Origin of the sequence: Pseudomonas ulcerans, from assembly GCF_036324125.1 — a bacterium.
GTDB lineage: Bacteria > Pseudomonadota > Gammaproteobacteria > Pseudomonadales > Pseudomonadaceae > Aquipseudomonas > Aquipseudomonas ulcerans.
On record NZ_JAZDQN010000006.1, the window covers coordinates 56610 to 79986 of the forward strand.

18 protein-coding genes are annotated in these 23377 nt (G+C 65.0%); 6 read left to right on the forward strand and 12 right to left on the reverse strand.

Going from position 1 to position 23377, the window contains the following annotated elements:
- Positions 1-191 precede the first annotated feature (191 nt).
- The 5 genes from aceE to V0R59_RS07625 all read left to right on the forward strand — a co-directional run bounded on the left by aceE (position 192) and on the right by V0R59_RS07625 (position 8953).
- The gene (aceE, locus tag V0R59_RS07605; RefSeq protein WP_330074301.1) at positions 192-2837 is read left to right on the forward strand and encodes a pyruvate dehydrogenase (acetyl-transferring), homodimeric type; all 2646 of its coding nucleotides are present in this window, start codon (positions 192-194) and stop codon (positions 2835-2837) included.
- A gap of 13 nt (positions 2838-2850) precedes the next feature.
- Positions 2851-4497, forward strand: coding sequence for a dihydrolipoyllysine-residue acetyltransferase (aceF, locus tag V0R59_RS07610; protein WP_330074302.1), 1647 nt, complete (start codon positions 2851-2853; stop codon positions 4495-4497).
- 373 nt (positions 4498-4870) lie between these two features.
- Positions 4871-7561, forward strand: coding sequence for a putative bifunctional diguanylate cyclase/phosphodiesterase (locus tag V0R59_RS07615; RefSeq protein WP_330074303.1), 2691 nt, complete (start codon positions 4871-4873; stop codon positions 7559-7561).
- 87 nt (positions 7562-7648) lie between these two features.
- Positions 7649-8317, forward strand: coding sequence for a peptide-methionine (S)-S-oxide reductase MsrA (msrA, locus tag V0R59_RS07620; protein WP_330074304.1), 669 nt, complete (start codon positions 7649-7651; stop codon positions 8315-8317).
- A 9-nt stretch (positions 8318-8326) separates the two neighbouring features.
- The gene (locus V0R59_RS07625; RefSeq protein WP_330074305.1) at positions 8327-8953 is read left to right on the forward strand and encodes a glutathione S-transferase; all 627 of its coding nucleotides are present in this window, start codon (positions 8327-8329) and stop codon (positions 8951-8953) included.
- Between the two features lie 175 nt (positions 8954-9128).
- On the opposite strand, the gene creD is transcribed toward V0R59_RS07625, so the two are convergent.
- From creD to rloA2, 4 genes are all read right to left on the reverse strand, one after another.
- A complete protein-coding gene (creD, locus tag V0R59_RS07630) occupies positions 9129-10460 on the reverse strand; it encodes a cell envelope integrity protein CreD (protein ID WP_330074306.1) in 1332 nt (443 codons plus the stop codon).
- An 87-nt stretch (positions 10461-10547) separates the two neighbouring features.
- Positions 10548-11981: a two-component system sensor histidine kinase CreC gene (creC, locus tag V0R59_RS07635; protein ID WP_330074307.1), complete on the reverse strand. Its 1434-nt coding sequence runs from the start codon at positions 11979-11981 to the stop codon at positions 10548-10550.
- Positions 11981-12664, reverse strand: coding sequence for a two-component system response regulator CreB (gene creB / locus V0R59_RS07640; protein WP_330074308.1), 684 nt, complete (start codon positions 12662-12664; stop codon positions 11981-11983). Before creB ends, creC begins: the two co-directional genes overlap by 1 nt.
- A gap of 70 nt (positions 12665-12734) precedes the next feature.
- Positions 12735-13232 (reverse strand): retropepsin-like aspartic peptidase RloA2, encoded by a 498-nt coding sequence (gene rloA2, locus V0R59_RS07645; protein WP_330074309.1) that lies wholly within the window; start codon positions 13230-13232, stop codon positions 12735-12737.
- Between the two features lie 179 nt (positions 13233-13411).
- Between rloA2 and V0R59_RS07650 the strand changes: the two genes are divergently transcribed.
- The gene (locus tag V0R59_RS07650; protein ID WP_330074310.1) at positions 13412-14299 is read left to right on the forward strand and encodes an acyltransferase; all 888 of its coding nucleotides are present in this window, start codon (positions 13412-13414) and stop codon (positions 14297-14299) included.
- Here V0R59_RS07650 and V0R59_RS07655 read toward each other — a convergent pair.
- The 8 genes from V0R59_RS07655 to V0R59_RS07690 form a co-directional block, all read right to left on the reverse strand.
- Entirely contained in the window at positions 14291-14878 is a 588-nt protein-coding gene (locus V0R59_RS07655; RefSeq protein ID WP_330074311.1) for a DUF2780 domain-containing protein, read from the reverse strand. The genes V0R59_RS07650 and V0R59_RS07655 overlap by 9 nt on opposite strands.
- A 74-nt stretch (positions 14879-14952) precedes the next feature.
- Complete coding sequence (locus V0R59_RS07660; RefSeq protein WP_330074312.1) at positions 14953-15108, reverse strand: hypothetical protein; 156 nt, start codon at positions 15106-15108, stop codon at positions 14953-14955.
- Positions 15105-16211 (reverse strand): PepSY-associated TM helix domain-containing protein, encoded by a 1107-nt coding sequence (locus V0R59_RS07665; RefSeq protein WP_330074313.1) that lies wholly within the window; start codon positions 16209-16211, stop codon positions 15105-15107. The genes V0R59_RS07660 and V0R59_RS07665 overlap by 4 nt, the downstream gene beginning before the upstream one ends.
- A 6-nt stretch (positions 16212-16217) precedes the next feature.
- A complete protein-coding gene (locus V0R59_RS07670) occupies positions 16218-18644 on the reverse strand; it encodes a TonB-dependent siderophore receptor (RefSeq protein WP_330074314.1) in 2427 nt (808 codons plus the stop codon).
- A 196-nt stretch (positions 18645-18840) separates the two neighbouring features.
- Positions 18841-19818 (reverse strand): FecR family protein, encoded by a 978-nt coding sequence (locus V0R59_RS07675; RefSeq protein ID WP_330074315.1) that lies wholly within the window; start codon positions 19816-19818, stop codon positions 18841-18843.
- Positions 19815-20333, reverse strand: coding sequence for an RNA polymerase sigma factor (locus tag V0R59_RS07680; protein WP_330074316.1), 519 nt, complete (start codon positions 20331-20333; stop codon positions 19815-19817). Before V0R59_RS07680 ends, V0R59_RS07675 begins: the two co-directional genes overlap by 4 nt.
- Before the next feature lie 120 nt (positions 20334-20453).
- On the reverse strand, positions 20454-21164 hold the full coding sequence (locus tag V0R59_RS07685; RefSeq protein ID WP_330074317.1) for a 3'-5' exonuclease: 711 nt from the start codon (positions 21162-21164) through the stop codon (positions 20454-20456).
- A complete protein-coding gene (locus V0R59_RS07690; protein WP_330074318.1) occupies positions 21161-23098 on the reverse strand; it encodes a putative nucleotidyltransferase substrate binding domain-containing protein in 1938 nt (645 codons plus the stop codon). The genes V0R59_RS07685 and V0R59_RS07690 overlap by 4 nt, the downstream gene beginning before the upstream one ends.
- Positions 23099-23377: the final 279 nt, after the last annotated feature.

The window sequence follows — 23377 nt, forward strand, 5'->3', positions numbered from 1 at the left end:
GGACGTCGTTCCGATGTAGTTTTACTACTGCTTTTTTCAGTCGAAGGCATGTAATGAGGAACGATTTGTAGTAAAACTACACGCCGCCGGGACTACCTCCGGTAATCCAAGAATTCATGTCGTCTGCCCAAAAGGCCAGTCGCAAACTTCAGGCAACCGATTCTGGAAGCCTTTCCGCCCTGGAGCAAGCCATGCAAGACCTCGATCCCGTCGAAACCCAGGAATGGCTGGACGCCCTGGAGTCGGTCCTCGACAAAGAAGGCGAAGACCGCGCTCACTACCTGATGACCCGTATGGGCGAGCTGGCCACCCGCAGTGGTTCGCAGCTGCCGTACGCAATCACCACGCCATACCGCAACACCATTCCAGTCACCCACGAAGCACGCATGCCTGGCGACCTGTTCATGGAACGCCGCATTCGCTCCCTGGTGCGCTGGAACGCGCTGGCCATGGTAATGCGCACCAACCTGAAGGACTCGGACCTGGGCGGCCACATTTCTTCGTTCGCCTCCAGCGCCACCTTGTATGACATCGGCTTCAACTACTTCTTCCAGGCTCCTACCGAAGAGCACGGCGGCGACCTGATCTTCTTCCAGGGCCACGCCTCGCCAGGCGTCTACGCCCGCGCCTTCATGGAAGGCCGCATCAGCGAAGACCAGATGAACAACTTCCGCCAGGAAGTCGATGGCAACGGCCTGTCGTCCTACCCGCACCCATGGCTGATGCCAGACTTCTGGCAGTTCCCGACCGTTTCCATGGGTCTGGGCCCGATCCAGGCGATCTACCAGGCGCGCTTCATGAAGTACCTGGAAGCCCGTGGCTACATCCCGGCCGGCAAGCAGAAGGTCTGGTGCTACATGGGCGACGGCGAGTGCGACGAGCCGGAATCCCTGGGCGCGATCGCCCTGGCCGGCCGCGAGAAGCTGGACAACCTGATCTTCGTCATCAACTGCAACCTGCAGCGCCTCGACGGCCCGGTTCGCGGCAACGGCAAGATCATCCAGGAACTCGAAGGCGTGTTCCGTGGCGGTGGCTGGAACGTCAACAAGGTGGTCTGGGGCCGCTTCTGGGACCCACTGCTGGCCAAGGACACCGACGGTATCCTGCAGCGCCGCATGGACGAAGTCATCGACGGCGAGTACCAGAACTACAAGGCCAAGGACGGCGCGTTCGTCCGTGAGCACTTCTTCAATACTCCAGAACTCAAAGCCATGGTCGCCGACCTGTCCGACGACGAGATCTGGAAGCTCAACCGTGGCGGCCACGACCCGTACAAGGTCTATGCGGCCTACCACCAGGCGGTCAACCACAAGGACCAGCCTACCGTCATCCTGGCCAAGACCATCAAGGGCTACGGCACCGGTGCTGGCGAAGCCAAGAACACCGCGCACAACACCAAGAAGGTCGACGTCGACAGCCTGCGTCACTTCCGCGATCGCTTCGACATCCCGGTCAAGGACGAAGACCTGGAAAACCTGCCGTTCTTCAAGCCTGAAGAAGGCAGCGCCGAAGCTCGCTACCTGGCCGAGCGCCGCGCCGCACTGGGCGGTTTCGTACCGCAGCGCCGCAGCAAGTCGATCAGCATCCCGACTCCGCCACTGGAAACCCTGAAGGCGATCCTGGACGGCTCGGGCGACCGCGAAATCTCCACCACCATGGCCTTCGTGCGGATCCTCGCGCAACTGGTCAAGGACAAGGAAATCGGCCAGCGCATCGTCCCGATCATCCCGGACGAAGCCCGTACCTTCGGTATGGAAGGCATGTTCCGCCAGCTGGGCATCTACTCGTCCGTCGGCCAGCTCTACGAGCCAGTCGACAAAGACCAGGTGATGTTCTACCGCGAAGACAAGAAGGGCCAGATCCTCGAGGAAGGCATCAACGAAGCCGGCGCCATGTCGTCGTTCATCGCTGCCGGTACCTCGTACAGCACCCACAACCAGCCGATGCTGCCGTTCTACATCTTCTACTCGATGTTCGGCTTCCAGCGTATCGGCGACCTGGCCTGGGCCGCTGGCGACAGCCGCACCCGTGGCTTCCTGATCGGCGGTACCGCCGGCCGTACCACCCTGAACGGTGAAGGCCTGCAGCACGAAGACGGTCACAGCCACATGCTGGCTGCCACCATCCCGAACTGCCGCACCTATGATCCGACCTACGGCTACGAGCTGGCGGTGATCATCCAGGACGGCATGAAGAAGATGACCGAAGAGCAACAGGACGTCTTCTACTACATCACCGTGATGAACGAAGCCTACACCCAGCCAGCCATCCCGGCCGGCGCCGAGGAAGGCATCATCAAGGGCATGTACCTGCTGGAAGAAGACACCCGCGACGCCGCGCACCACGTACAGCTGATGGGCTCCGGCACCATCCTGCGCGAAGTCCGCGAAGCCGCGAAGATCCTGCGTGAAGAGTTCAACATCGGTGCCGACGTCTGGTCCGTCACCAGCTTCAACGAACTGCGTCGCGACGGCCTGGCCGTTGAGCGCGCAAACCGCCTGAAGCCTGGTCAGAAGCCACAGCGCACCTATGTCGAAGAATGCCTGAGCGGCCGCAAAGGTCCGGTCATCGCGTCTACCGACTACATGAAGCTGTTCGCCGAACAGATCCGTCAGTGGGTTCCGAGCAAAGAGTTCAAGGTCCTGGGTACCGATGGCTACGGTCGCAGCGACAGCCGCAAGAAGCTGCGTCACTTCTTCGAAGTCGACCGTCACTTCGTCGTGCTGGCTGCCCTGGAAGCCCTGGCTGACCGTGGCGAGATCGAACCGAAGGTGGTGGCCGACGCCATCGTCAAGTTCGGCATCGACCCGGACAAGCGCAACCCACTGGACTGCTGAGGAGTATTTTTAAGTGAGCGAAATCATTCGCGTACCTGACATCGGCAGCGGTGAAGGTGAAATCATCGAGCTGTTCGTCAAGGTCGGTGACCGTATCGAAGCAGACCAGAGCCTGCTGACCCTGGAGTCCGACAAGGCTTCCATGGAGATCCCGGCGCCCAAGGCCGGCGTGATCAAGGCGCTGAAGGTCAAGCTGGGCGACCGCCTGAAAGAAGGCGACGAACTGCTGGAACTGGAAGTCGAGGGTGCCGCTGCCGCGGCCCCCGAGGCACCTGCCGCCGCTCCTGCCGCTGCCGCGCCTGCCGCCGCACCGGCCGCAGCTGCGCCAGCACCGGCGGCGGCTCCAGTTGCTCCGGCCGCTGCTGCCGTGCAAGACATCCACGTGCCGGACATCGGTTCGTCGGGCAAGGCCAAGATCATCGAAGTGCTGGTCAAGGCCGGCGACACCGTCGAAGCCGACCAGTCGCTGATCACCCTGGAGTCCGACAAGGCCTCCATGGAGATCCCGTCGCCTGCCGCTGGCGTGGTCGAAGCCGTGATCGTGAAACTGGACGACGAAGTCGGCACCGGTGACCTGATCCTGAAACTGAAAGTCGCGGGCGCTGCGCCAGCCGCTGCTGCCCCGGCACCTGCCGCCGCCGCTCCGGCTCCGGCCGCTGCCCCGGCTGCCGCACCAGCCCCTGCTGCTGCCGCACCGGCGCCAGCCGCTGCTGCTCCGGCCGCCGCGCCTGCGCCAAGCGGTGCGAAAGTCCACGCCGGTCCTGCTGTTCGCCAGCTGGCCCGCGAGTTCGGCGTCGAGCTGAGCGCCGTGTCGCCGACCGGTCCTCACGGCCGCGTGCTGAAGGAAGACGTGCAGGTCTACGTCAAGGCCATGATGCAGAAGGCCAAGGAAGCGCCTGCCGCTGGCGGCGCTACCGGTGGCGCGGGCATCCCGCCGATCCCGGTCGTCGACTTCAGCAAGTTCGGTGAAGTGGAAGAAGTGGCCCTGACCCGCCTGATGCAGGTCGGTGCCGCCAACCTGCACCGCAGCTGGCTGAATGTGCCGCACGTGACCCAGTTCGACTCCGCCGACATCACCGAGCTGGAAGCCTTCCGCGTTGCGCAGAAGGCCGTGGCCGAGAAGGCTGGCGTCAAGCTGACCGTGCTGCCGCTGCTGCTCAAGGCCTGCGCCTTCCTGCTCAAGGAACTGCCGGACTTCAACAGCTCGCTGGCGCCAAGCGGCAAGGCGATCATCCGCAAGAAATACGTGCACATCGGCTTCGCCGTGGACACCCCGGATGGCCTGCTGGTCCCTGTGATCAAGAACGTCGACCAGAAGAGCCTGCTGCAACTGGCTGCCGAAGCTGCTGCCCTGGCCGAGAAGGCCCGGACCAAGAAGCTGTCCGCGGACGACATGCAGGGTGCCTGCTTCACCATCTCCAGCCTCGGCCACATTGGCGGCACCGGCTTCACGCCGATCGTCAACGCGCCGGAAGTGGCGATCCTGGGTGTGTCCAAGGCCACCATGCAGCCGGTCTGGGATGGCAAGGCCTTCCAGCCGAAGCTGATGCTGCCGCTGTCGCTGTCCTACGATCACCGCGTGATCAACGGCGCTGCCGCCGCCCGCTTCACCAAGCGTCTGGGCGACGTGCTGGGCGACATCCGCACCATGCTGCTGTAACGAAAAGCTGTTACCTGTCTCCCTCTGCCGGGGGAGACAGGGCTTGACCCTTTCGAGCTGCCACGCTCGTACCTCAACCCCGTCATCTGGCGGGGCTTTTTTTGCCTGCAGGAAAAGGCGCCGCGACCCCTGTGGGAGCGGGTTCACCCGCGATGGCGGTAGTGGATTCACCAGTGCAATCGCGGGTAAACCCGCTCCCACAGGGTGCGTAGTGTCGGTTCGTTGGTTGAAGAAATGCGGCACCATGCCGACATAGATCAAACCAGCATCGAACCAATTGCTTGTCAGCCTCCGGCGCATGATGCAACCTTGCCCGAACGTGCATAGCAAAGTGCCAAGCCCGTGCCATCAGTCTTATTCGAGCGAGCTTCCCATGAAGAGCCAAACCGATGCCGCCAGCCGTCCGGCGGCCGAGGTAGTGACGCAGTTACCGGTGCCATCACGGCTCGGCATGCTGCGTTTCGAGCGGCTGAACGAAGCGAGCTGGGCGATGCTCTTCCTCGACCCGGGCTGCGAACGCCAGTTCGGCCTGCCGGCCGTGGAACTCTGTGCCCTGGTGGGTTCGCCCTACGCCAGCCTCATGGAGCCGGAAGCCCGCTACAAGCTGCATGACGCCATCCAGGCGCAACTGGCGGTGAGCAATCACTACGTCAGCCGCTACACCCTGCACACCGGCAACGGGCCCCTGAACCTGCTCGAACTGGGCGAGGCCTACAAGCAGCACAACCGCCAGTTGCTGCGCGGCTACCTGCTGGTGCTGGACGAGCAGGACGGCATCAGCCCCGAGCTCAGCGCCGAAGACCTGGAAACCCGCAACAGCCGCCTGCAGATCGCCCTCAAGCTGAACCAGCAGGCACAGCAGGAACAACTCGAACACCTGGAGCGCGTGCGCGCCCAGCAGGACCTGATCCTGCACCTCGCGCGGCATCGCTACAGCGCCAGCAACTCGCTGCAGGAAGCTGCCGAGCTGATCACCCGCAGCGCCTGCGACATCTACCGGATCGAATGCGCCAGCCTGTGGTACCTGGAAGGCCAGCGCCTGGAGCCGATTTCGGCGTTCTACCGCGAGACCCGCGAGTACCGGATGCCCAAGCCGATCGACGCGAGCCTGTTCCCGGACTACCTGGAAGCCCTGCACAGCAGCCGTGCGATCGACGCGCACAATGCCAGCCACGACCCGCGCACCCGCGACATCACCGAGAGCCTGCGGCCCCGCGACGTGATCGCCATGCTCGACGCCAGCATCCGCATCGATGGCCAGGTGGTCGGCGTGCTCTGCCTCGAACACGGTGGCAGCCCGCGGGCCTGGCAGGCCGACGAGATCGCCTTTGCCGGCGAGCTGGCCGACCAGTTCGCCCAGGTCATCAACAATCACAACCGTCGCGCCGCCACCAGCGCCTTGCACCTGTTCCAGCGGGCAGTAGAGCAGAGCGCCAACGCCTTCCTGCTGGTCAACCGCGACGGCGTGGTGGAGTACGTCAACCCGAGTTTCACCGCGATCACCCAGTACAGCTCCGAGGAAGTGCAGGGCCATCGCCTGTCCGAGCTGTCGGCCCTGGAAAACCTCAGCGAACTGCTGTTCGATGAGTCCAGCCTGGCCATGGGCAACAGCTGGCAGGGCGAGTTCAAGAGCCGGCGCAAGAACCTCGAACCCTACTGGGGCCAGCTGTCGATTTCCAAGGTGTACGGCGACAACCGCGAGTTGACCCACTACATCGGCATCTACGAAGACATCACCCAGACCAAGCTGGCCCAGCAGCGTATCGAGCGCCTGGCCTACACCGACAACCTGACCGGCCTGGGCAACCGCCCGGCGTTCATCCGCAACCTCGACGAGCGTTTCGCCCGCGACAGCGACACGCCGATCTGCCTGCTGCTGGTGGATATCGACAACTTCAAGCGGATCAACGACAGCCTCGGCCACCAGACCGGCGACAAGCTGCTGGTGAGCCTGGCCCGGCGCCTGCGCAACAGCCTCAGCCCGGGCGGCAGCCTGGCGCGCTTCGCCAGTAACGAATTCGCCGTGCTGCTGGACAACACCGACCTGGAAAGCGGCCAGCAGATTGCCCAGCAACTGCTCAACACGCTCGACAAGCCGATGTTCGTCGACAACCAGCTGATCAACGTCACCGGCTCCGTGGGCCTGGCCTGCGCGCCGCTGCATGGCCGCGACCCGCAGACCCTGATGAAGAACGCCGGCCTTGCCCTGCACAAGGCCAAGGCCAACGGCAAGCACCAGGTCCAGGTGTTCACCGAGGCGCTTAACGCCGAGGCCAGCTACAAGCTGTTCGTCGAGAACAACCTGCGCCGTGCCCTGGCGCAGAACGAGCTGCAGGTGTTCTACCAGCCCAAGCTGTGCCTGCGCACCGGCCGCCTGCTCGGCCTGGAAGCGCTGCTGCGCTGGAACCATCCGGAGAAGGGCATGATCCGCCCGGACCAGTTCATCAGCGTCGCCGAGGAAACCGGCCTGATCATCCCCATCGGCAAGTGGGTGGCGCGCCAGGCCTGCCGCATGAGCCAGCAACTGGCAGAAGAAGGCATGGGCAACCTGCAGGTGGCGATCAACCTGTCGCCCAAGCAGTTCTCCGATCCGGACCTGGTCGCCTCGATCGCCAACATCCTCCAGGAAGAGGCGCTGCCGCCGCACCTGCTGGAGCTGGAACTGACCGAGGGCCTGCTGCTGGAAGCCACCGAGGACACCCGTCGCCAGCTCGACCAGCTCAAGCAGTTGGGCCTGACCCTGGCCATGGACGACTTCGGCACCGGCTATTCGTCGCTGAGCTACCTGAAGAAATTCCCGATCGACATCATCAAGATCGACCGCAGCTTCATCAACGAGATCCCGGACAACCAGGACGACATGGAGATCACCTCGGCGGTGGTGGCCATGGCCCACAACCTCAAGCTCAAGGTGGTCGCCGAAGGCATCGAGACCGCCGAGCAACTGGCATTCCTGCGGCGGCACCGCTGCGACGTCGGCCAGGGCTACCTGTTCGACAAGCCGATCCCGGGTGATGAACTGGTCGACAAGCTCAAGCGCTATCCCCGCGGTCCGACGGCCTGACAGCCACGCAACACTCGGGCACACTACCGGTCTATCCCAATGATGGCATCGCTGCCGATGCCGCCTGCCTGACAAGAGGAATGGGTAATGGTCCTGCGTTCGGAGATTCTCGTGAATAAAAACGTCCTGCCTACCGCGGAACAGGCCCTGCCTGGCCGCGAAACCCCGATGCCGCTGCCGGAAAAGCATTTCGTCTTCACCGAGACGCCGCTGCTCGGTCCTTTCTTTGAAAGCGCCGTGGACTTCGCCATCTTTGGCCTGGGTTGCTTCTGGGGTGCCGAGCGGCGCTTCTGGCAGCGTGACGGCGTGGTCAGCACCGTGGTCGGCTATGCCGGCGGCATCACCCCCAACCCGACCTACGAAGAAGTCTGCTCGGGCCTGACCGGCCACACCGAAGTGGTGCTGGTGGTGTTCGACAAGGACAAGGTCAGCTACCGCGAGCTGCTGGCGATGTTCTGGGAACTGCACAACCCGACCCAGGGCATGCGCCAGGGCAACGACATCGGCACCCAGTACCGCTCGGCGATCTACTGCACCTCGCCTCAGCAGTTGCAGGAAGCCGAGGCAAGCCGCGACCAGTACCAGGCCGAGCTGGCCAAGTCCGGTTTCGGCGAGATCACCACCGAGATCGCCCAGGCGCCGACCGTGTACTTCGCCGAGGCCTATCACCAGCAGTACCTGGCGAAGAACCCCGATGGCTACTGCGGCATCGGCGGTACCGGCGTCTGCCTGCCACCCAGCCTGCAAGGCAACTGAGGAGCCACCATGGCCACACCGAGCATGACGTTGTTCCACTCGCCGCTGTCGCCCTTCGTGCGCAAGGTCCTGGTGGTGCTGCACGAGACCGGCCAGATCGATCGGGTCGCCCTGCAATCGGTCAATGTCAGCCCGGTCAGCCCGGATGCCGACCTCAACCAGGGCAATCCGGCGGGCAAGCTCCCGGCACTGCGCCTGGACGATGGCAGCGTGTTGCACGACAGCCGGGTGATCGTCGATTTCCTCGATCACCAGCATGTCGGCATGCCGCTGATTCCCCGTGAAGGTTCGGCGCGCTGGCGGCGCCTGACCCTGGCCTCGCTGGCCGACGCGATCATGGACGCGGCGGTGCTGACCCGCTACGAAACCTTCCTGCGTCCGCCGGAAAAGCGTTGGGACGAGTGGGTCGAGGCGCAGTCGGAAAAGATCCGCCGGGGCCTGGCGGACCTTGAAGACAACCATCACGCCGAAATCGCCTCGGGCTTCGACGCTGCGGCGATCGGCCTGGCCTGTGCCCTGGGCTACATCGACCTGCGCATGCCGGACTTCGGCTGGCGCGAGCGGCAGCCGAAGCTGGCGGCGTGGTATGCCGAGGTGAGTCAGCGGGACTCGATGAAGGCTACTGCTCCGGCCTGATGATGAGGAACTGTGGGAGCGGGTTCACCCGCGATTGCGTCGGTGCGTTCACTACCGTAATCGCGGATGAATCCGCTCCCACAGGGTACGTGTCCACCGCAAGCTTCCTCTCTCCACAAGACCCTGATCCCCTGAACCAACGCCTCCCCGAACTCCCGCTCCTCCCGCAACCCGCTCATGCCCGCACCTGCCCGGCCCGATACCAGTCCAGCCGCCGCGTCAGCACCATGAACACCCCGAGCAGCGCGAACAGCAGCAACGCCCCCATCAGCAACGCGTAGTCCTCGGCGCTCAGCAGCCCGTAGAGCAGCGCATACAACACCGCCAACCCCGCAGCGAAACCCAGCCCGCGCACGGCACTGCGCAGCACATGGCACAGGTAGAACCCGATCAACCCCACGCAGCCCCCCGCCGACACCAGGTACGCCATGCCGAAGCCGATATGCTCCGACAGCGACAGCAGCAACAGGTAGAACAGCGCCAGCGCCGCACCCACCAGGGCGTACTGGATCGGGTGCACGCTGAGGTCGCGCAGCACCTCGAAGAGGAAGAAGCCGGCGAAGGTCAGGGCGATGAACAGCAGCGCGTACTTGATCGCCCGCTCGCTCTTCAGGTACTGGTCCACCGGATCGACGAAGCTGACCCCGAAGGCGCGGCCCTGGAAGTCGGCGCAGCTTTCGCGAGACGCACAGCTGGCCAGGGCTTCTTCCAGGTTGGTGGAGAAGAACGAGGTCTGCCATTGGGCCTTGAAGCCCTTGCCGTCGATCTCGCGGCTGTTCGGCAGGTAGTTGCCGATAAAGCTCGGGTGCGGCCAGTTGGCGCTGAGGGTCACGCTGCTGCTGCGCCCCACCGGCAGCACGTGCAACTGGCCAGTGCCTTGCAGGTTCAGGTTGAAGGCGTAGTCCAGGCGCTGCTCGCTGCTGCGGTCGAACTCGCCGAGCAGGGCGTGCACGCCGCCGCCCAGCCAGTCCAGCTTGCTGCCGGCGACGAAATCCAGGGTCTTGCCGTTGAGCTGCAGCTGCAGGCCGTTCTGGATGCCGCGGATATCGCTGATGCCCACGGCGATGAACGGCGTGTCGAAGCGGTAGTCGTCGAGGTCGCTCTTGATCCCCCAGTTGGCCGGGATGCGGAACTGGCCGCTGATCCGGCTGCTGGCATGGAACAGCCGCGCCTCGTAGATGCCTCGGGAACGCAGCTCGGTGCTGGCGCTGCCGTCGAGAAGGAAGGTCTCCGGGAGGAAGGTGAGGAAACCGTGGTTCATGCGGGTTTCCTGGAAGCTCTTGCCGTCCTGCACCTTCCACACCCGCTCGTACTTGCTGTACGGCACCACCAGCAGTGGCCCGCTGATCTGCTGGGCATGGCTGGAGCTCTGGGCGATGTCGTCGACCACGCTGTCGCGCAGGGACTGCCGCTCGTCGATCAGGCCGCCGATCATCAGCAGCGGTATCAGCAAGGCCAGCACCAGCAGGGCGATGGTGCCGAGTTTTAGACTCAGGTTCTTGTTCATGCATAGGGCTCCGCTTGAGAAGGAGCCCAGTCTGCTGGCGCTGTGTGGAGTGGCTTGGGAGCCAATGTGGAGATTGTGTGGAGAAACTCAGCTCAAGCGACTGGCAGGCAGCCACAGGCGCACGCGCACGCCGTCTTCGACGTTGGCGATCTCCAGCGAGCCGCCGTGCAGTTGCACCACTTCCTCGACGAAGTTCAGGCCCAGGCCGGTGCTCTTGCGCCCGGTGCCGGGCCGCGGCAGCGAGTAGAAGCGCTCGCTGAGACGGCCGAGGGCGTAGTCGGGAATCGCCTCGCCCTGGTTGTACAGGCTCAGGGCCACGCGCTGCGCCTCGTGCTCCAGCTCGAACGCCAGCAGGCCGCCGGGCGGGGTGAAGTCGAGGGCGTTCTCCAGCAGGTTGCCAATGGCCTGGCGCATCAGGAACGGCTCGCAATGCAGCCGCGCCAGGGCCGGCACGCGCTGGCGCACCTGCAGCCCGGCGCTCTCGATGCGCACGCTGCGGGCCAGCAGCAGCTCGTCGATCATCGCCGCCAGCGCCACCTGCTGCTGCTCTTCCAGGCCCTGGCGCTGCTCGACCTGGGCCAGGCCCAGCAGGCGCTCGATCAACTGCTGCATGCGCGCGCTTTCGCTTTCGATATTGCCGGCGAAGCGCTGGCGCTGTTCGTCGCTCATGGGACCCTGGAGCAGTTCGCTGGCGCCGCGGATCGCCGCCAGCGGGCTTTTCAGTTCATGGGTCAGGGTGTGCACGTAGCGTTCGACGTAGTCCTTGCCTTCCAGGCGGCTGCGCATGCGTTCCACTGCCGCCGCCAGCACCGCCAGCTCGCCGCCGCGGTAATGCGGCAGGGCCACCCGCTCGCCGGCGCTGACCGCCTGGGCGTAGCGGGTCAGGCGCCGCAGCGAGCGCGCCAGCCACCACGACAGCGCCGCCCCCACCAACAGGCCCAGCACGATCAGGCCGATACCGAGGTCGATCAGGCGCCGTTCCGAGCGATCGACGTAGGGCTGCAGCGAGCGGTTGGGCTTGGCCACGGTGACCACGCCGATCACCTGGTCGCCGTCGCGGATCGGCGCGGCCACGTGCATCACCGAGGAATCCGGATCGTTCGGCTCGCTGCGGGTCGAGCGCGCGCCGTACTGGCCGCGCAGGGTCAGGTAGACGTCGTTCCAGCGCGAGTAGTCCTGGCCCAGCGCGTCGCCGCTGGAGTCGAGCAGGACGATGCCCTTGGCGTCGGTGACGTAGATGCGGTGGTTCACCTCGGTCTTGGCCAGGCCCCAGATCTGCGCGTTGGGCCGGCGCTGGCCGTAGGCCTTGAGCAGTTCGGGCAGGTCGCTCTGGGCCAGGGTGCCGGCCTTGACCTGGTCGCGGAGGATCTCGGCCAGCAGGTTGGCGGTGTCCACCAGGGTTTCTTCGGTGGACTGGCGCACCGCCGGGCGCACCTGCTCGCGCACGGTATTGAGCACGAACCAGGCGGTGAGCCCGACGAACAGGAAGTACACCAGGAAGATGCGGATGCCCAGGCGCATCAGCTGAGCGCCGGGTTGTAGCTGTAGCCCAGGCCGCGGTGGGTCTGGATCGGCTCGGCATCGGCGGCGATCCCGCGCAGCTTGGCGCGCAGGCTCTTGATATGGCTGTCGACGGTGCGCTCGTAGCCGGCATCGGCCGCCACGCCTACGGCATCCAGCAACTGCTCGCGGCTGAACACCCGTTCCGGCTGCTCCAGCAGGCATTGCAACAGGCGGAACTCGTGGCGGGTGAGGTTGAGCAACTGTTCGCGGTAGTGGATCTGCATGCGCAGGGTATCGAGGCTGAACGGCGTGCTGGCGTTCACGCTGGCAGTGGCTTGCGGCGCCATGCGCTTGAGGATGGCGCGGACCCGGGCGGCGACCTCGCGCGGGCTGAACGGCTTGACCACGTAGTCGTCGGCGCCGATCTCCAGCCCTACCACGCGGTCGATCTCGCCGTCGCGGGCGCTGAGGAACATCACCGGCACCTCGCTGAAGCGGCGCAACTGGCGGCAGGTCTCGAAGCCGCTGATATCGGGCAGGCCGATATCGAGGATCACCAGGTCCGCCGGCTGCTGGCGCTGGCGGTCCAGCGCGGCCTGGCCGAGGGTCACCCACTCGGTACTGTGGCCTTCGCCCTGGAGGGCGAAGATCAGGGTGTCGGCGATGGCGGCTTCGTCTTCAACGATGAGGATATGGGGCATGAGGGCAGCGGCAAGCGACAAGTGGAAAGCTGCAAGTGTAAGCGATCCGCCCGGGCTTGCCGCTGCGCTGTCAGCACTCCGGCTTGCCGGCGGTGAAGCGGCGGGCCGGGTTCACTGCGGCGCCGAACTCGCGCAGGGCCTTGGCGCCGATCAGCAGCGGGTAGTTGAAGTTGCTGCGGTCGGTGAGGTTGACCTCGACGGTGCGCTTGACGTCGCCCAGGCACAGCTCAAGCTCGACCACCGGGCGGTGTGCGGGATCGAGGTTCTCTTCCTCGTCTTCGTCGGCACGGCTCTTGATCTTGCTGATGCGCGCCAGCTTGTGCTCGTAGACCTTGCCGTCGGCGTCCTTGGTGGCCAGGCGGAAGCGCACCCAGTCCTCGCCGTTGCGGGTGAACTGCTCGATGTCCTTTGCCGAGAGGGAAGCGGTGAGGGCACCGGTGTCCATCTTGGCCTTGAAGGTTTCGCCGATGTCGGACACGGCAATGTATTCGTAGCGACCGTAGAGAGTGGGTTCGGCGGCCATCACGGGCAATGACAGCAGGCCGAGCAGGGCGATCAGTGGTTTCAAGGGAAAGGCTTCCTTGGACAAGACAGGGGATTAGACTGCCGTCGCGCGGTTGGTTCGGCAAGACAGGGTAGTGCACACAATGTGAAACATTTGTCTGTGACCGTATGCCAGTGGCGTTTGGTGTTCCGCAGCCGGCTGCTTAAAATGGCCGACTGTTTTCCCACGACAAGAGTGGACTTATGCGTCGCCTGCTCACCGGCAGTTTCGTCACCCTTTTGCTGTTGCTCAACACGCTGGTCCTGATCGGGCCGTTGCTGGTCTTCGCCCTGCTCAAGCTGGTCCTGCCCGGGCGTTACCGCGATTACGCATCCTGGGCGGTGATGTGGATCGCCGAGACCTGGGCCGAGATCGACAAGCTGATCTTCGCCCTGTGCATCCCCACGGTCTGGGACGTGCGCGGCAACGCCAACCTGCGGCTGGATACCTCCTACCTGTGCGTCAGCAACCACCAGACCTGGGTGGATATCCCGGCGCTGATCCAGGTGCTCAACCGCAAGATCCCGTTCTTCAAGTTCTTCCTGAAGAAGGAACTCATCTGGGTGCCGCTACTGGGCCTGGCCTGGTGGGCGCTGGATTATCCGTTCATGAAGCGCTACAGCAAGGCCTTCCTCGACAAGAACCCGCACCTGAAAGGCCAGGACCTGGCGATCACCAAGGCCGCCTGCGAGCTGTTCAAGCGCCAGCCGGTGACCGTGGTCAACTATTTGGAAGGCACCCGCTTCACCCAGGCCAAGCGCCAGGCCCAGGGCTCGCCCTACCAGCACCTGCTCAAGCCCAAGGCGGGCGGCGTGGCGTTCGTGCTGGCGGCGCTGGGCGAGCAGCTGGACGCGCTGCTGGACGTGACCATCGTCTACCCCGGCGACAAGGCGCCGGGTTTCTGGGACCTGGTCAGCGGCTCGATTCCACGGGTGATCGTCGATATCGAAGTGCGCGAGCTGGACCCGGCGCTGTGGGCTGGCGACTACGAGACCGACCCGGCGGTACGCCAGGCCGTGCAGGCCTGGGTCAACCAGCTGTGGCAGGAGAAAGACGCGCGGATCGAGCGTCTGCGCGGCGAATCAGACTGACGAGTGCGGCGTCGGGGCGAGAGGCGCGGTGACGCCGTTGCCCCAGATGCCGGCAAGGTTCTGCAGCAACGACGCGGCCACGCCCTGCTGGCCGAGGTACTGGAGGATCAGCGGGGCGAAGCGGGCGATCATGCCGTCCTGCATGCCCAGGGCGCTGAAGGCGCTGCTCAGGTCCTCGCTGTTCTTCACATTGCCGCCCAGGGCATTGCTCAGGGCCGATGACTCACCGCTCTTGCCCAGCAAATCGCCCAATCCCGCCAGCCCGCCGAGGGCGTTCTCGCCGGAGAGCATGTCCAGGCCTGGTACGGCCTTGCTCAGTTGCGCGTAGTCGCCGCTGCTCAGTTGGTTGCGCGCCAGGCCGAGCAGGGCGCCGGTGCCGCCGATGGCCTGTTCCGGGGTGATGTTCAGGTCCTTGCCCAGGGTGTTGAGCAGGTTGGCCGAGGCTTCCGGGGCCTGGATGGGGGCTTTGTCCTGCTGGCCTTGAATGGCCGAAATGGCACTGGCTGCATCGTTGAGGTTGAAGGCGAAGGCCGAACTGGCGGCCAGGGCCACCAGGGTGACCAGGGCGAAACGTTTCATGGGGAGGGACCTCGTCAGCCGTGAAAGGCAGGGAAAACGAGGTCTTGGAGTGGATTTCAGGAGCAATGTTCCCGCTACCTGATGAAACCCCTGAAGCCATACCACGCCGGCAACCCCAGCCCGAGCCAGGCCAGGGCGTCCCACCAGCCATCACCGAGCAGGGCCGCGAACAGCCCGGCCGCGCCAAGCACGCCGATCAGCAGCGGCATGCCGAAGATCTTCCAGTTCATCGGCTCGCCTCCGTGCGACGGCGCACCCACCACAGGTACAGGCCGCTCCCGAGCACAACGATGGTCAGCACATCCAGCGCCGCCCAGAGAATCTGCATCGGCCGTCCGCCGTAGTCGCCGAAATGCAGCGGCCCCGACAGGCCCATGGCGTCCATGTACCAGGGGCGCTCGCCCACGGCGGTGACCTTCAGGTTGCTCGCATCGATCAGCACCGGCGTGAGCAGGTGGGAGGTCAGGTGCGTGCTGCCCTTCATGAACACCGCATAGTGGTGCTCGCTGGAGAACCGCGTACCGGGGAAGGCGATGAAGTCCGGCTGCATGCCCGGCGCGGCTTCGGCGGCGATATCCAGCACCCGGCTGACCGGGGCCAGCTCGGTCAGCGGCGGCGCATCGCGGTACGGTGCGACCATCGCGGTCAGGCTTTCGTTGCGCCAGGCGGCGATGACCAGGTCGGACAGCGCGCTGATCACCCCGGTCACTCCCACCACCAGCGCCCAGGTCAGGGTGACGATGCCGATCAGGTTGTGCAGGTCGAGCCAGCGCAGGCGCCGCGACTTGTCGTGGCGCACCGTGGCGAAGTCCAGCCGGCGCATGAACGGCGCATACAGCACCACCCCGGAGATGATCGCCAGCACGAACAGCAGGCCCATGAAGGCCAGCAGCAGCTTGCCCGGCAGGCCGGCGAACATGTCCACGTGCAGGCGCAGCATGATCATCATGAAACCGCCGTTGGCCGAAGGCATCTCCACGGCCTCGCCGGTACGCCCGTCGAGCATGAAGGTGTGCGATGAGTTCGGCTCGGTGCCGGCGGTCGCGGCCATGATCGCGACCACGCCGTTGGCGTCGTCCTCGTCCCAGCCGAAGTACTGCATCACCTCGCCCGGGCGGTGGGCCTGGGCCTTCAGCACCAACTGCTGGAGGTCCAGCCTCGGGGTGTCGGCGGGCATCACCTTGAGCTCGGGCGCGTCGCCCAGCAGGTGGTCGATCTCGTGATGGAAGATCAGCGGCAACCCTGTCACTGCCAGGAGCAGCAGGAACAGGGTGCAGATGAGGCTGGTCCAGGTGTGTATCCCGGACCAGGTGCGGATGGTCTTGCTCTTCATCCTGGCTTAGAACTTGTAGTTCACGCTGGCCACCACGTTGCGCTCGTCACCGTAGTAGCAGTAGTAGCCGTCGCAGGTGGACAGGTAGTCCTTGTTGAACAGGTTCTTCGCATCCACGGCTACGGTCACGCCCTTCAGGCTGCTGTTGACGCGGCCCAGGTCGTAGTGAACCGAGGCGTCGTAGACGGTGTAGGAGCCGACATGACCCCAATCGGTGTTGGTGGTGTTGCCATAGGTGTCGCCCACGTAGCGCACGCCGGCACCGACGCCGAAACCGTCGAGCAGGCCGCTGCGGAAGGTGTAGTCAGCCCAGGCGGTGGCCTGGTTGCGCGGGACCTGCTTGAGGCGATTGCCTTTCTCGCCGTCGTTGCCCTTGATGATCTCGCTGTCGTTGTAGGTGTACGAGGCAACCAGCTTCAGGCTTTCAGTCACGTCGGAAGTGGCTTCCAGTTCCAGGCCGCGGTTGCGCACTTCGCCCACCTGGCGAGTGATGTTGGCTTCGGTCACCGAGAGGTTTTTCTGGGTCAGGTCGAACACGGCTGCGGTCAGCAGGGTCTTGCTGCCCGGTGGCTGGTACTTGATGCCCAGTTCGTACTGCTTGCCTTCGGTAGGCTTGAACGCACTGGTGCTGGAGACCTGGGTGCCGATGGCCGGCTGGAAGGACTCGGCGTAGGAGATGTACGGGGTGATGCCGTTGTCGAAGACGTAGCTCAACGCCGCGTTGCCGCTGAACTTCTTGTCACGCTGGGTGGTGGTGGCATCGCCCATGTTGTGGAAGGTGGTGCCGTTGTGTACCCAGTCTTCGCGACCACCGAGGGTCAGGCGCCAGTTGTCCAGGGCCATCTGGTCCTGCACGTAGAGGCCGGTTTGCTGGATCTTCTGCGTGTAGTCGTACATGTCGAAGTACTGGACATTGGAGAAGTCCTGGCCGTAGATCGGGTTATGGATGTTGCTCGACGGCACGCCGCCCGAGCCCCAGCGCCAGCGCGCATTGGAGTTGGAGCGCTGGTGGTCGAGACCTAGCAGCAGGGTGTGGCTGATCACGCCGGTCTGGAAGTCGGCCTGGAAGTTGTTGTCCACGGCGAACTGGCTGATGTCTTCCTCGACGATACCGGCGGTGCGGTTGACGGTGCCGTCGGGCAGTACCGCCTCGTCAGGGCCTGCTGGCCAGATCATGCCGCCGGCGGTAATGCCCTTGAAGTCCAGTTCGTTGCGGGTGTAACGCAGGTTCTGGCGGAACTGCCACATGTCGTTGAGACGAGTCTCGAAGGCATAGCCCAGCGCGTAGTAGGTGCGGTCGTAGGATTCCCAGTCCGGATCACCGAGGTTCTTGTGGTGGGAAATCTTGCCCGCTGCGCTGTCCAGTTTGGTGCCTTGCAGCGGCAGGAACTGACCGGTGATGCCGGTATCGTCGCGAGTGAATTGCGAGATGAAGGTCAGCTTGGTGTCGTCGTTGATGTTCCAGGTAACGCTTGGCGCCAGGTTGTAGCGCTTGTCCGGAACATGGTCGATCGGCGAGCCGCTGTCACGCACGGTACCGCTCAGGCGATAGAGGAACTGGCCCTGGTCGTCGATCTTGCCGGTGCTGTCGAAGTTGATCTGCTTGTGTTCGTTGCTGCCGGCCTGGACTTCGATTTCGTGGCTGCTCTCGGCCTGAGGGCGGCGGGTAACCATGTCCACCAGGCCGCCGGGTGGCGTCTGGCCATAGACCGAGGACGCCGGGCCGCGGAGCACGGCGACGCGGTCGAGGTTCCAGGTTTCGATCTTCGGCGTGGCGTAGTTGCCGCGTGGCAGGGGCAGGCCGTCGAGGAATTGGGTCGGCTCGAAGCCGCGCACCAGCAGCCAGTCGCTGCGCGAGTCGGAGCCGTAGCCGCTGCTCTGCACGCCGGCGGCGTAGCGCAGGGCGTCGTTGAGGTTGAGTACCGGGCGGTCTTCCATCTGCTGGCGAGTGACCACGGTCACCGAGCGCGGCAATTCGGCGATGGCGGTATCGGTCTTGCTGCCGGCGGCGGTGCGCGTGGCGGTATAACCATCCACCGCGCCCCAGGCGGTTTCATAGCTGCCAGTAGCGTTGACGTTGGTTTCCGGCAGGGCAACGCTGCTGTCCGGGGCGGCAACCAGGCTGTAGGTCCCGGCACTGCTCTGCTGCAGTTGCAGGCCAGTGCCACGCAGCGCCTGTTGCAGCGCGCCGACCGCATCGTACTGGCCGTTGACCGGCGCCGAGGTGCGACCGTTGGCCAGGGCCGGGTCGAGGGCCAGGGCGATGCCGGCCTGGCTGGCGATCTGGTTCAGGGTGCTGGCCAGGGGCGCGGCAGGCAGGTTGTAGCTGCGCGCTTCGGCGGCGATCAATGGGGTGCTGGCCAAGGGGGCGGCAATGGCGATGGCCATGGCCAGCAGGCTTGGACGCAGGAAGCTTTCGATTGAGCGGGTCATGCGGATCCTCGACGGGAATTTTGTACTGACTAGCCTCCATGCCGAGCGAGAAACGAAAAGTGATAGGGGTTAGTGAAAATATTTTTGATTTAGATTTCGGTGGTGGGCTTCAGGGCCCCATCGCGGGTAAACCCGCTCCTACAAAGATCCCCTGTAGGAGCGGGTTTACCCGCGATGGGGTCCGAAAGATCAGCGACTATTTCTCGGCGCGAGGCACCACGGTCACCCACCACGGCGTGCGCTGCTGCACCTGCACCGGCAGGGTCGGCAGCAGCGACTGCAACGCCAGGTCGGTGTTGTTCAGCGGGAAACTGCCGGTGATGCGCAGGTCGGCGACTTCCGGCGCCACCCCCAGGTAACCGCTGCGATAACGCCCCAGTTCTTCCACCAGGTCGCCCAGGCGCACGTTGTCCACCACCAGCATGCCGCGGGTCCAGGCATCGGCACCGACGCCCAGCTTGTCGATGCGGCCGAGTCGGTCATGGCTCATCAGCACTTGCTGGCCTTCGTGCAGTACCTGCTCGTCGCCGCTCTCCTGCGGCTTGGCCGCAACCGCCGACTGCAGCACGCTCAGGCGCGTGCCCTGGTCTTCCAGGCGCACCAGGAAGCGCGTACCCAGGGCGCGCATGCGGCCGTCATCGGTCACCACGACGAACGGACGGCTGTCGTTGTCCTTGTGCCCGGTCTCGATGGAAATCTCGCCGTCGTGCAGGACGATCAGGCGTTCCTTGGCGCTGAAACGGATATCTACCGCGGAGTGGGTGTTCAGGCTGATCAGCGTGCCGTCGTCGAGGCGCAGACTGCGGGTCTCTCCGGTGGCGGTGCGCTGGTCGGCAAGCCAGTAGCCGAGGCTCTGGTGCGCGTTCATCCAGCCCAGCAGGCCGGCCACCAGGGCCAGGCTGGCCAGCCCGCCACCCAGCTTGCGCACGCGCTGGCGCAGGCTTACGCGAGATTGCTGCAAGGCCTTGCGCGCGGGGCCTGCGGCCGCGGCGAAGCGTTGGTCGAGCATGCCCAGTTGCGACCAGGCGCGGGCGTGTTCTTCACTGGCGGCGTGCCAGCGCTCGAATTCGGCGCGCTCCTGAGCACTGCCGCTGCCGCAGTCGAGGCACAGCTGCCAGTTGATCGCGGCATCGAGGACCCGGGCGGATACCGGGCTGGAATTCAGGGCGCTCATGTCGGCTCGCCATACAGGGCGATGTAGCACTGGCGCATGCCTTGTGCCAGGTACTGGCGCACCCGGGGTACGGAGACGCCGAGCTGCTCGGCGATCTCGGCGTGGGTCATGCCGTCCAGGCGGTTGTGCAGAAACGCCGCGCGAGCCTTGCTCGACAGTTTGCCGAGCAGGCGGTCGATGGCCTTGAGGTCTTCGAGGATCAGATGCAGGGCTTCCGGCGACGGCTGTTCGGCCTCCGGCACCAGCAGCAGTTCTTCCAGGTAGGCCTGTTCCAGTGCGGTGCGGCGGAAGTGGTCGAACAACAGGCCCTTGGCCACGGCCAGGAGGAACGCTCGCGGCTGGCGCGGCGCTGGCAGTTCGTCGCGGCCGAGCAGGCGCACGAAGGTGTCCTGGCTCAGGTCTTCGGCGCGTTCGGCGCTGGCGAGGTTGCGGCGCAACCAGGTCAGCAGCCAGCCGCGATGATCGCGATACAGCGCGCCAACCAGCTCGTTGTGAGGGCTAGGTACCGACGACAAGGCGTTCCCCGGAAAGAAGAAAGTGTTAACTAACGAGAATTATTCGCGATTGTGTCAGGGCACGTGGCACTGTGCAATTAACGCTCATCGGATTACTCGTGGGGCTTTCCGGGAAAGGTATTACAAGCCGTGGCTGTGTTGGCGCTTGCGGCGCCAGCCGAGCAGGCGCTGTTCCAGCTGTTTCGGGCTGTCCAGCAGCTGGCGCCGGGCCTGGCTGAACAGGATCAGCGCCAGCTCGGCAGTAACCTGGGCGTCGGCACTGGCGTTGTGCCGCTCTTCCACCAGCAGGCCGAAATGGTTGACCCAGTCATCGAGCCCGGCGTCGCGCATGACCACGTCGGGGTTGAGCAGGGGCGCCAGCTCGGCCACATCCATGAACGGGTGCTGCAGCTTGTAGCCGAGGCTGTCCTTGAGGGCGCGGGCGAGCATGCGCTGGTCGAAGCCGGCGTGGAAGGCCAGCAGCGGGCTGTCGCCGATGAAGTCCATCAGGTCCAGCAGGGCTTGCGCCGGGTCGCAGCCGGCGGCGATGGCGCTGGGGGCGAGGCCGTGGATCAGCGTACTGGGGGCGAGCTTGTGGTCGTGGCGGTGCAGGGTGCGTTCGAACTGCTGGCTGAAATCGATGGCGCCGTCCTCGATCACCACGGCGCCGATGGACAGCACCTGGTCGCGGTTGAGGTTGAGGCCGCTGGTTTCCAGGTCCAGCACCACCCAGCGCTGCTGGCGCAGCGGCAGGTCGTTCCAGGTCGGCGCGGCGGCCAGCCCTTCCAGGCGCTGGCGCTGGTCTTCGGCAAGCTCGGGTTGGCTGGGACGCAGCCAGGCAAACAGACTCATAGTTGATACCGCAGGGCCAGGCTGCTTTGCAGGCGCTGGGCCTGACGCAGGGATTCACGCAGGATGCGCCGGTCGAGGTCGTTGAGGTTGTCCGGGTCGACGCGGTTGGAGTAGGGCAGGTTCTGCCGGGTCTGGATCTGATGCTGCTGCATGCGGGTCTGCTGGATGAAATGGTAGGCCTCCTCGAAGGCGCCGCCGTCCAGCGGGTCGATGACCTGCTTTTCCACCAGCTGGCGCAGGCGTTCCAGGGTGTTGTTGGCGCTGATGCCGTTGGCCAGGGCCAGCAGCCGCGCACCGTCGACGAACGGCGTCAGGCCCTGGACCTTGAGGTCGAGGGTGGCGGCCTTGTCGTTGCCGCTGCGGGTCAGGACGAACTCGCGGAAGCGCCCCACCGGTGGTTTCTGGCGCAGGGCGTTGTCCGCCATCATGCGCTGGAACAGACGATTGTCGGCGACCTGGTCGAGGATGCCCTGGCGCAGTTGCTCGCAGCTCTGGTCATCACCCCAGACCACGCGCAGGTCGAAGTAGATGCTGGAGGCCAGCAGGTTCTCCGGCGTCGCCTCGCGGATGAACGCCGAGAAGCGCCGCGCCCACTCGCTGCGGGACAGGCACAGCTCCGGGTTGCCGGCCATGATGTTGCCCTTGCACAGGCTGAAGCCGCACTGCGCCAGGCTCTGGTTGATGTGCTGCGCCAGGGGCAGCAGGCGGCCGCGGATCTCGGCGGCTTCCACCGCATCGCGGGCTTCGAAGAGGATGCCGTTGTCCTGGTCGGTGTGCAGGGTCTGTTCGCGGCGGCCTTCGCTGCCGAAGCACAGCCAGGTGAAGGGCACGCCGGGGTCGCCTTTTTCCGCGATCGCCAGCTCGATCACCCGGCACACGGTGTGGTCGTTGAGCAGGGTGATGATGTGGGTGATCTGCGTCGACGAAGCACCGTGGGCGAGCATGCGCTCCACCAGCTGGCCGATCTCGCCGCGCAGCGCCACCAGGCTGTCCAGGCGCGGTGCGCTGCGGATGGTGCGGGCCAGGTGGACCAGGTCGACGCGTTGCAGGGAAAACAGGTCGCGTTCGGAGACCACGCCGCACAGGCGCCGGTCTTCCACCAGGCAGACGTGGGCGATATGCCGCTCGGTCATGGCGATGGCGGCGTCGAAGGCGCTGGCCTGGGGCGTGAGGTAGAACGGCGAGGCGGTCATGTGCCCGGACACCGCCGAGTCGAAGTCGGTTTCGGCACGGGCCACCACCTGGCGCAGGTCGCGCAGGGTGAAGATGCCCACCGGGAAGCGCTGCTCGTCGATGATGACGATGCTGCCGACCTGGCTTTCGTCCATCAGCCGCACCGCCTCGCGCAGGCTGGTGGCCGGCGTGCACACCACCGGATGACGCATGGCCAGCTCACCGAGGCGGGTGTTCAGCGAATACTGGTTGCCCAGGGTTTCCACGGCGCGGCGCTGGACTTGCTGGTTGACCTGGTCGAGCAGGCTGCTCACCCCGCGCAGGGCGAAGTCGCGGAACACCTCGGACAGGGCGAACAGGCGGATGAACGCGGCCTTGTTCAACTGCAGGCAGAAGGTGTCCTCGCCCGCGCGGTGCTCGGTGCGGGTGGCCCGCTCGCCGAGCAGGGCGGCCAGCGGGAAGCACTCGCCACGGGTGATCTCGAAGGTGGTTTCGGTACCGCCCTTGGCCACATGGGTGCGCTCGCCGACCACACGGCCTTGCTTGACGATGAAGAAATGCTCGACGGGACCGTCGGCGGGTTTGATGATGCTGTCCCCGGCGGCATAAAAGCGCAGTTGGCACTGTTCCACCAGGTACGCCAGGTGGGCGTTCTCCATCTGGTTGAACGGCGGGAAGCGTTGCAGGAACTGCATGGTCCCCTGGATGTTCTGCATTACCGCGGTTTTACCGGCCTGGTCGAACGCGTCCATTTTGCTCATCAGCGGCACCGTCTCGGGGTCTCGTTGGGCGAAACCGATTGTTGTTATTGCCACCATGGTCGGCTGCCGAAAACTGAGTGCCCATTGGACGTAAGTCTAGGCTTTGTACGAAAAGTGCCTGCGCGACGATCAGGCTGCGTTGAAAACAGGCTCGGAATGCTCATTTGCAACCAGCAAACTCCGCTTCCTCGCCTGTTTTCGCCTTGCCTGATCGCCGCTCGGCGACTTTTCGTACAAAGCCAAGGGCGCCGACGAAATGCAGGTTGCAAGGCCCTGGAT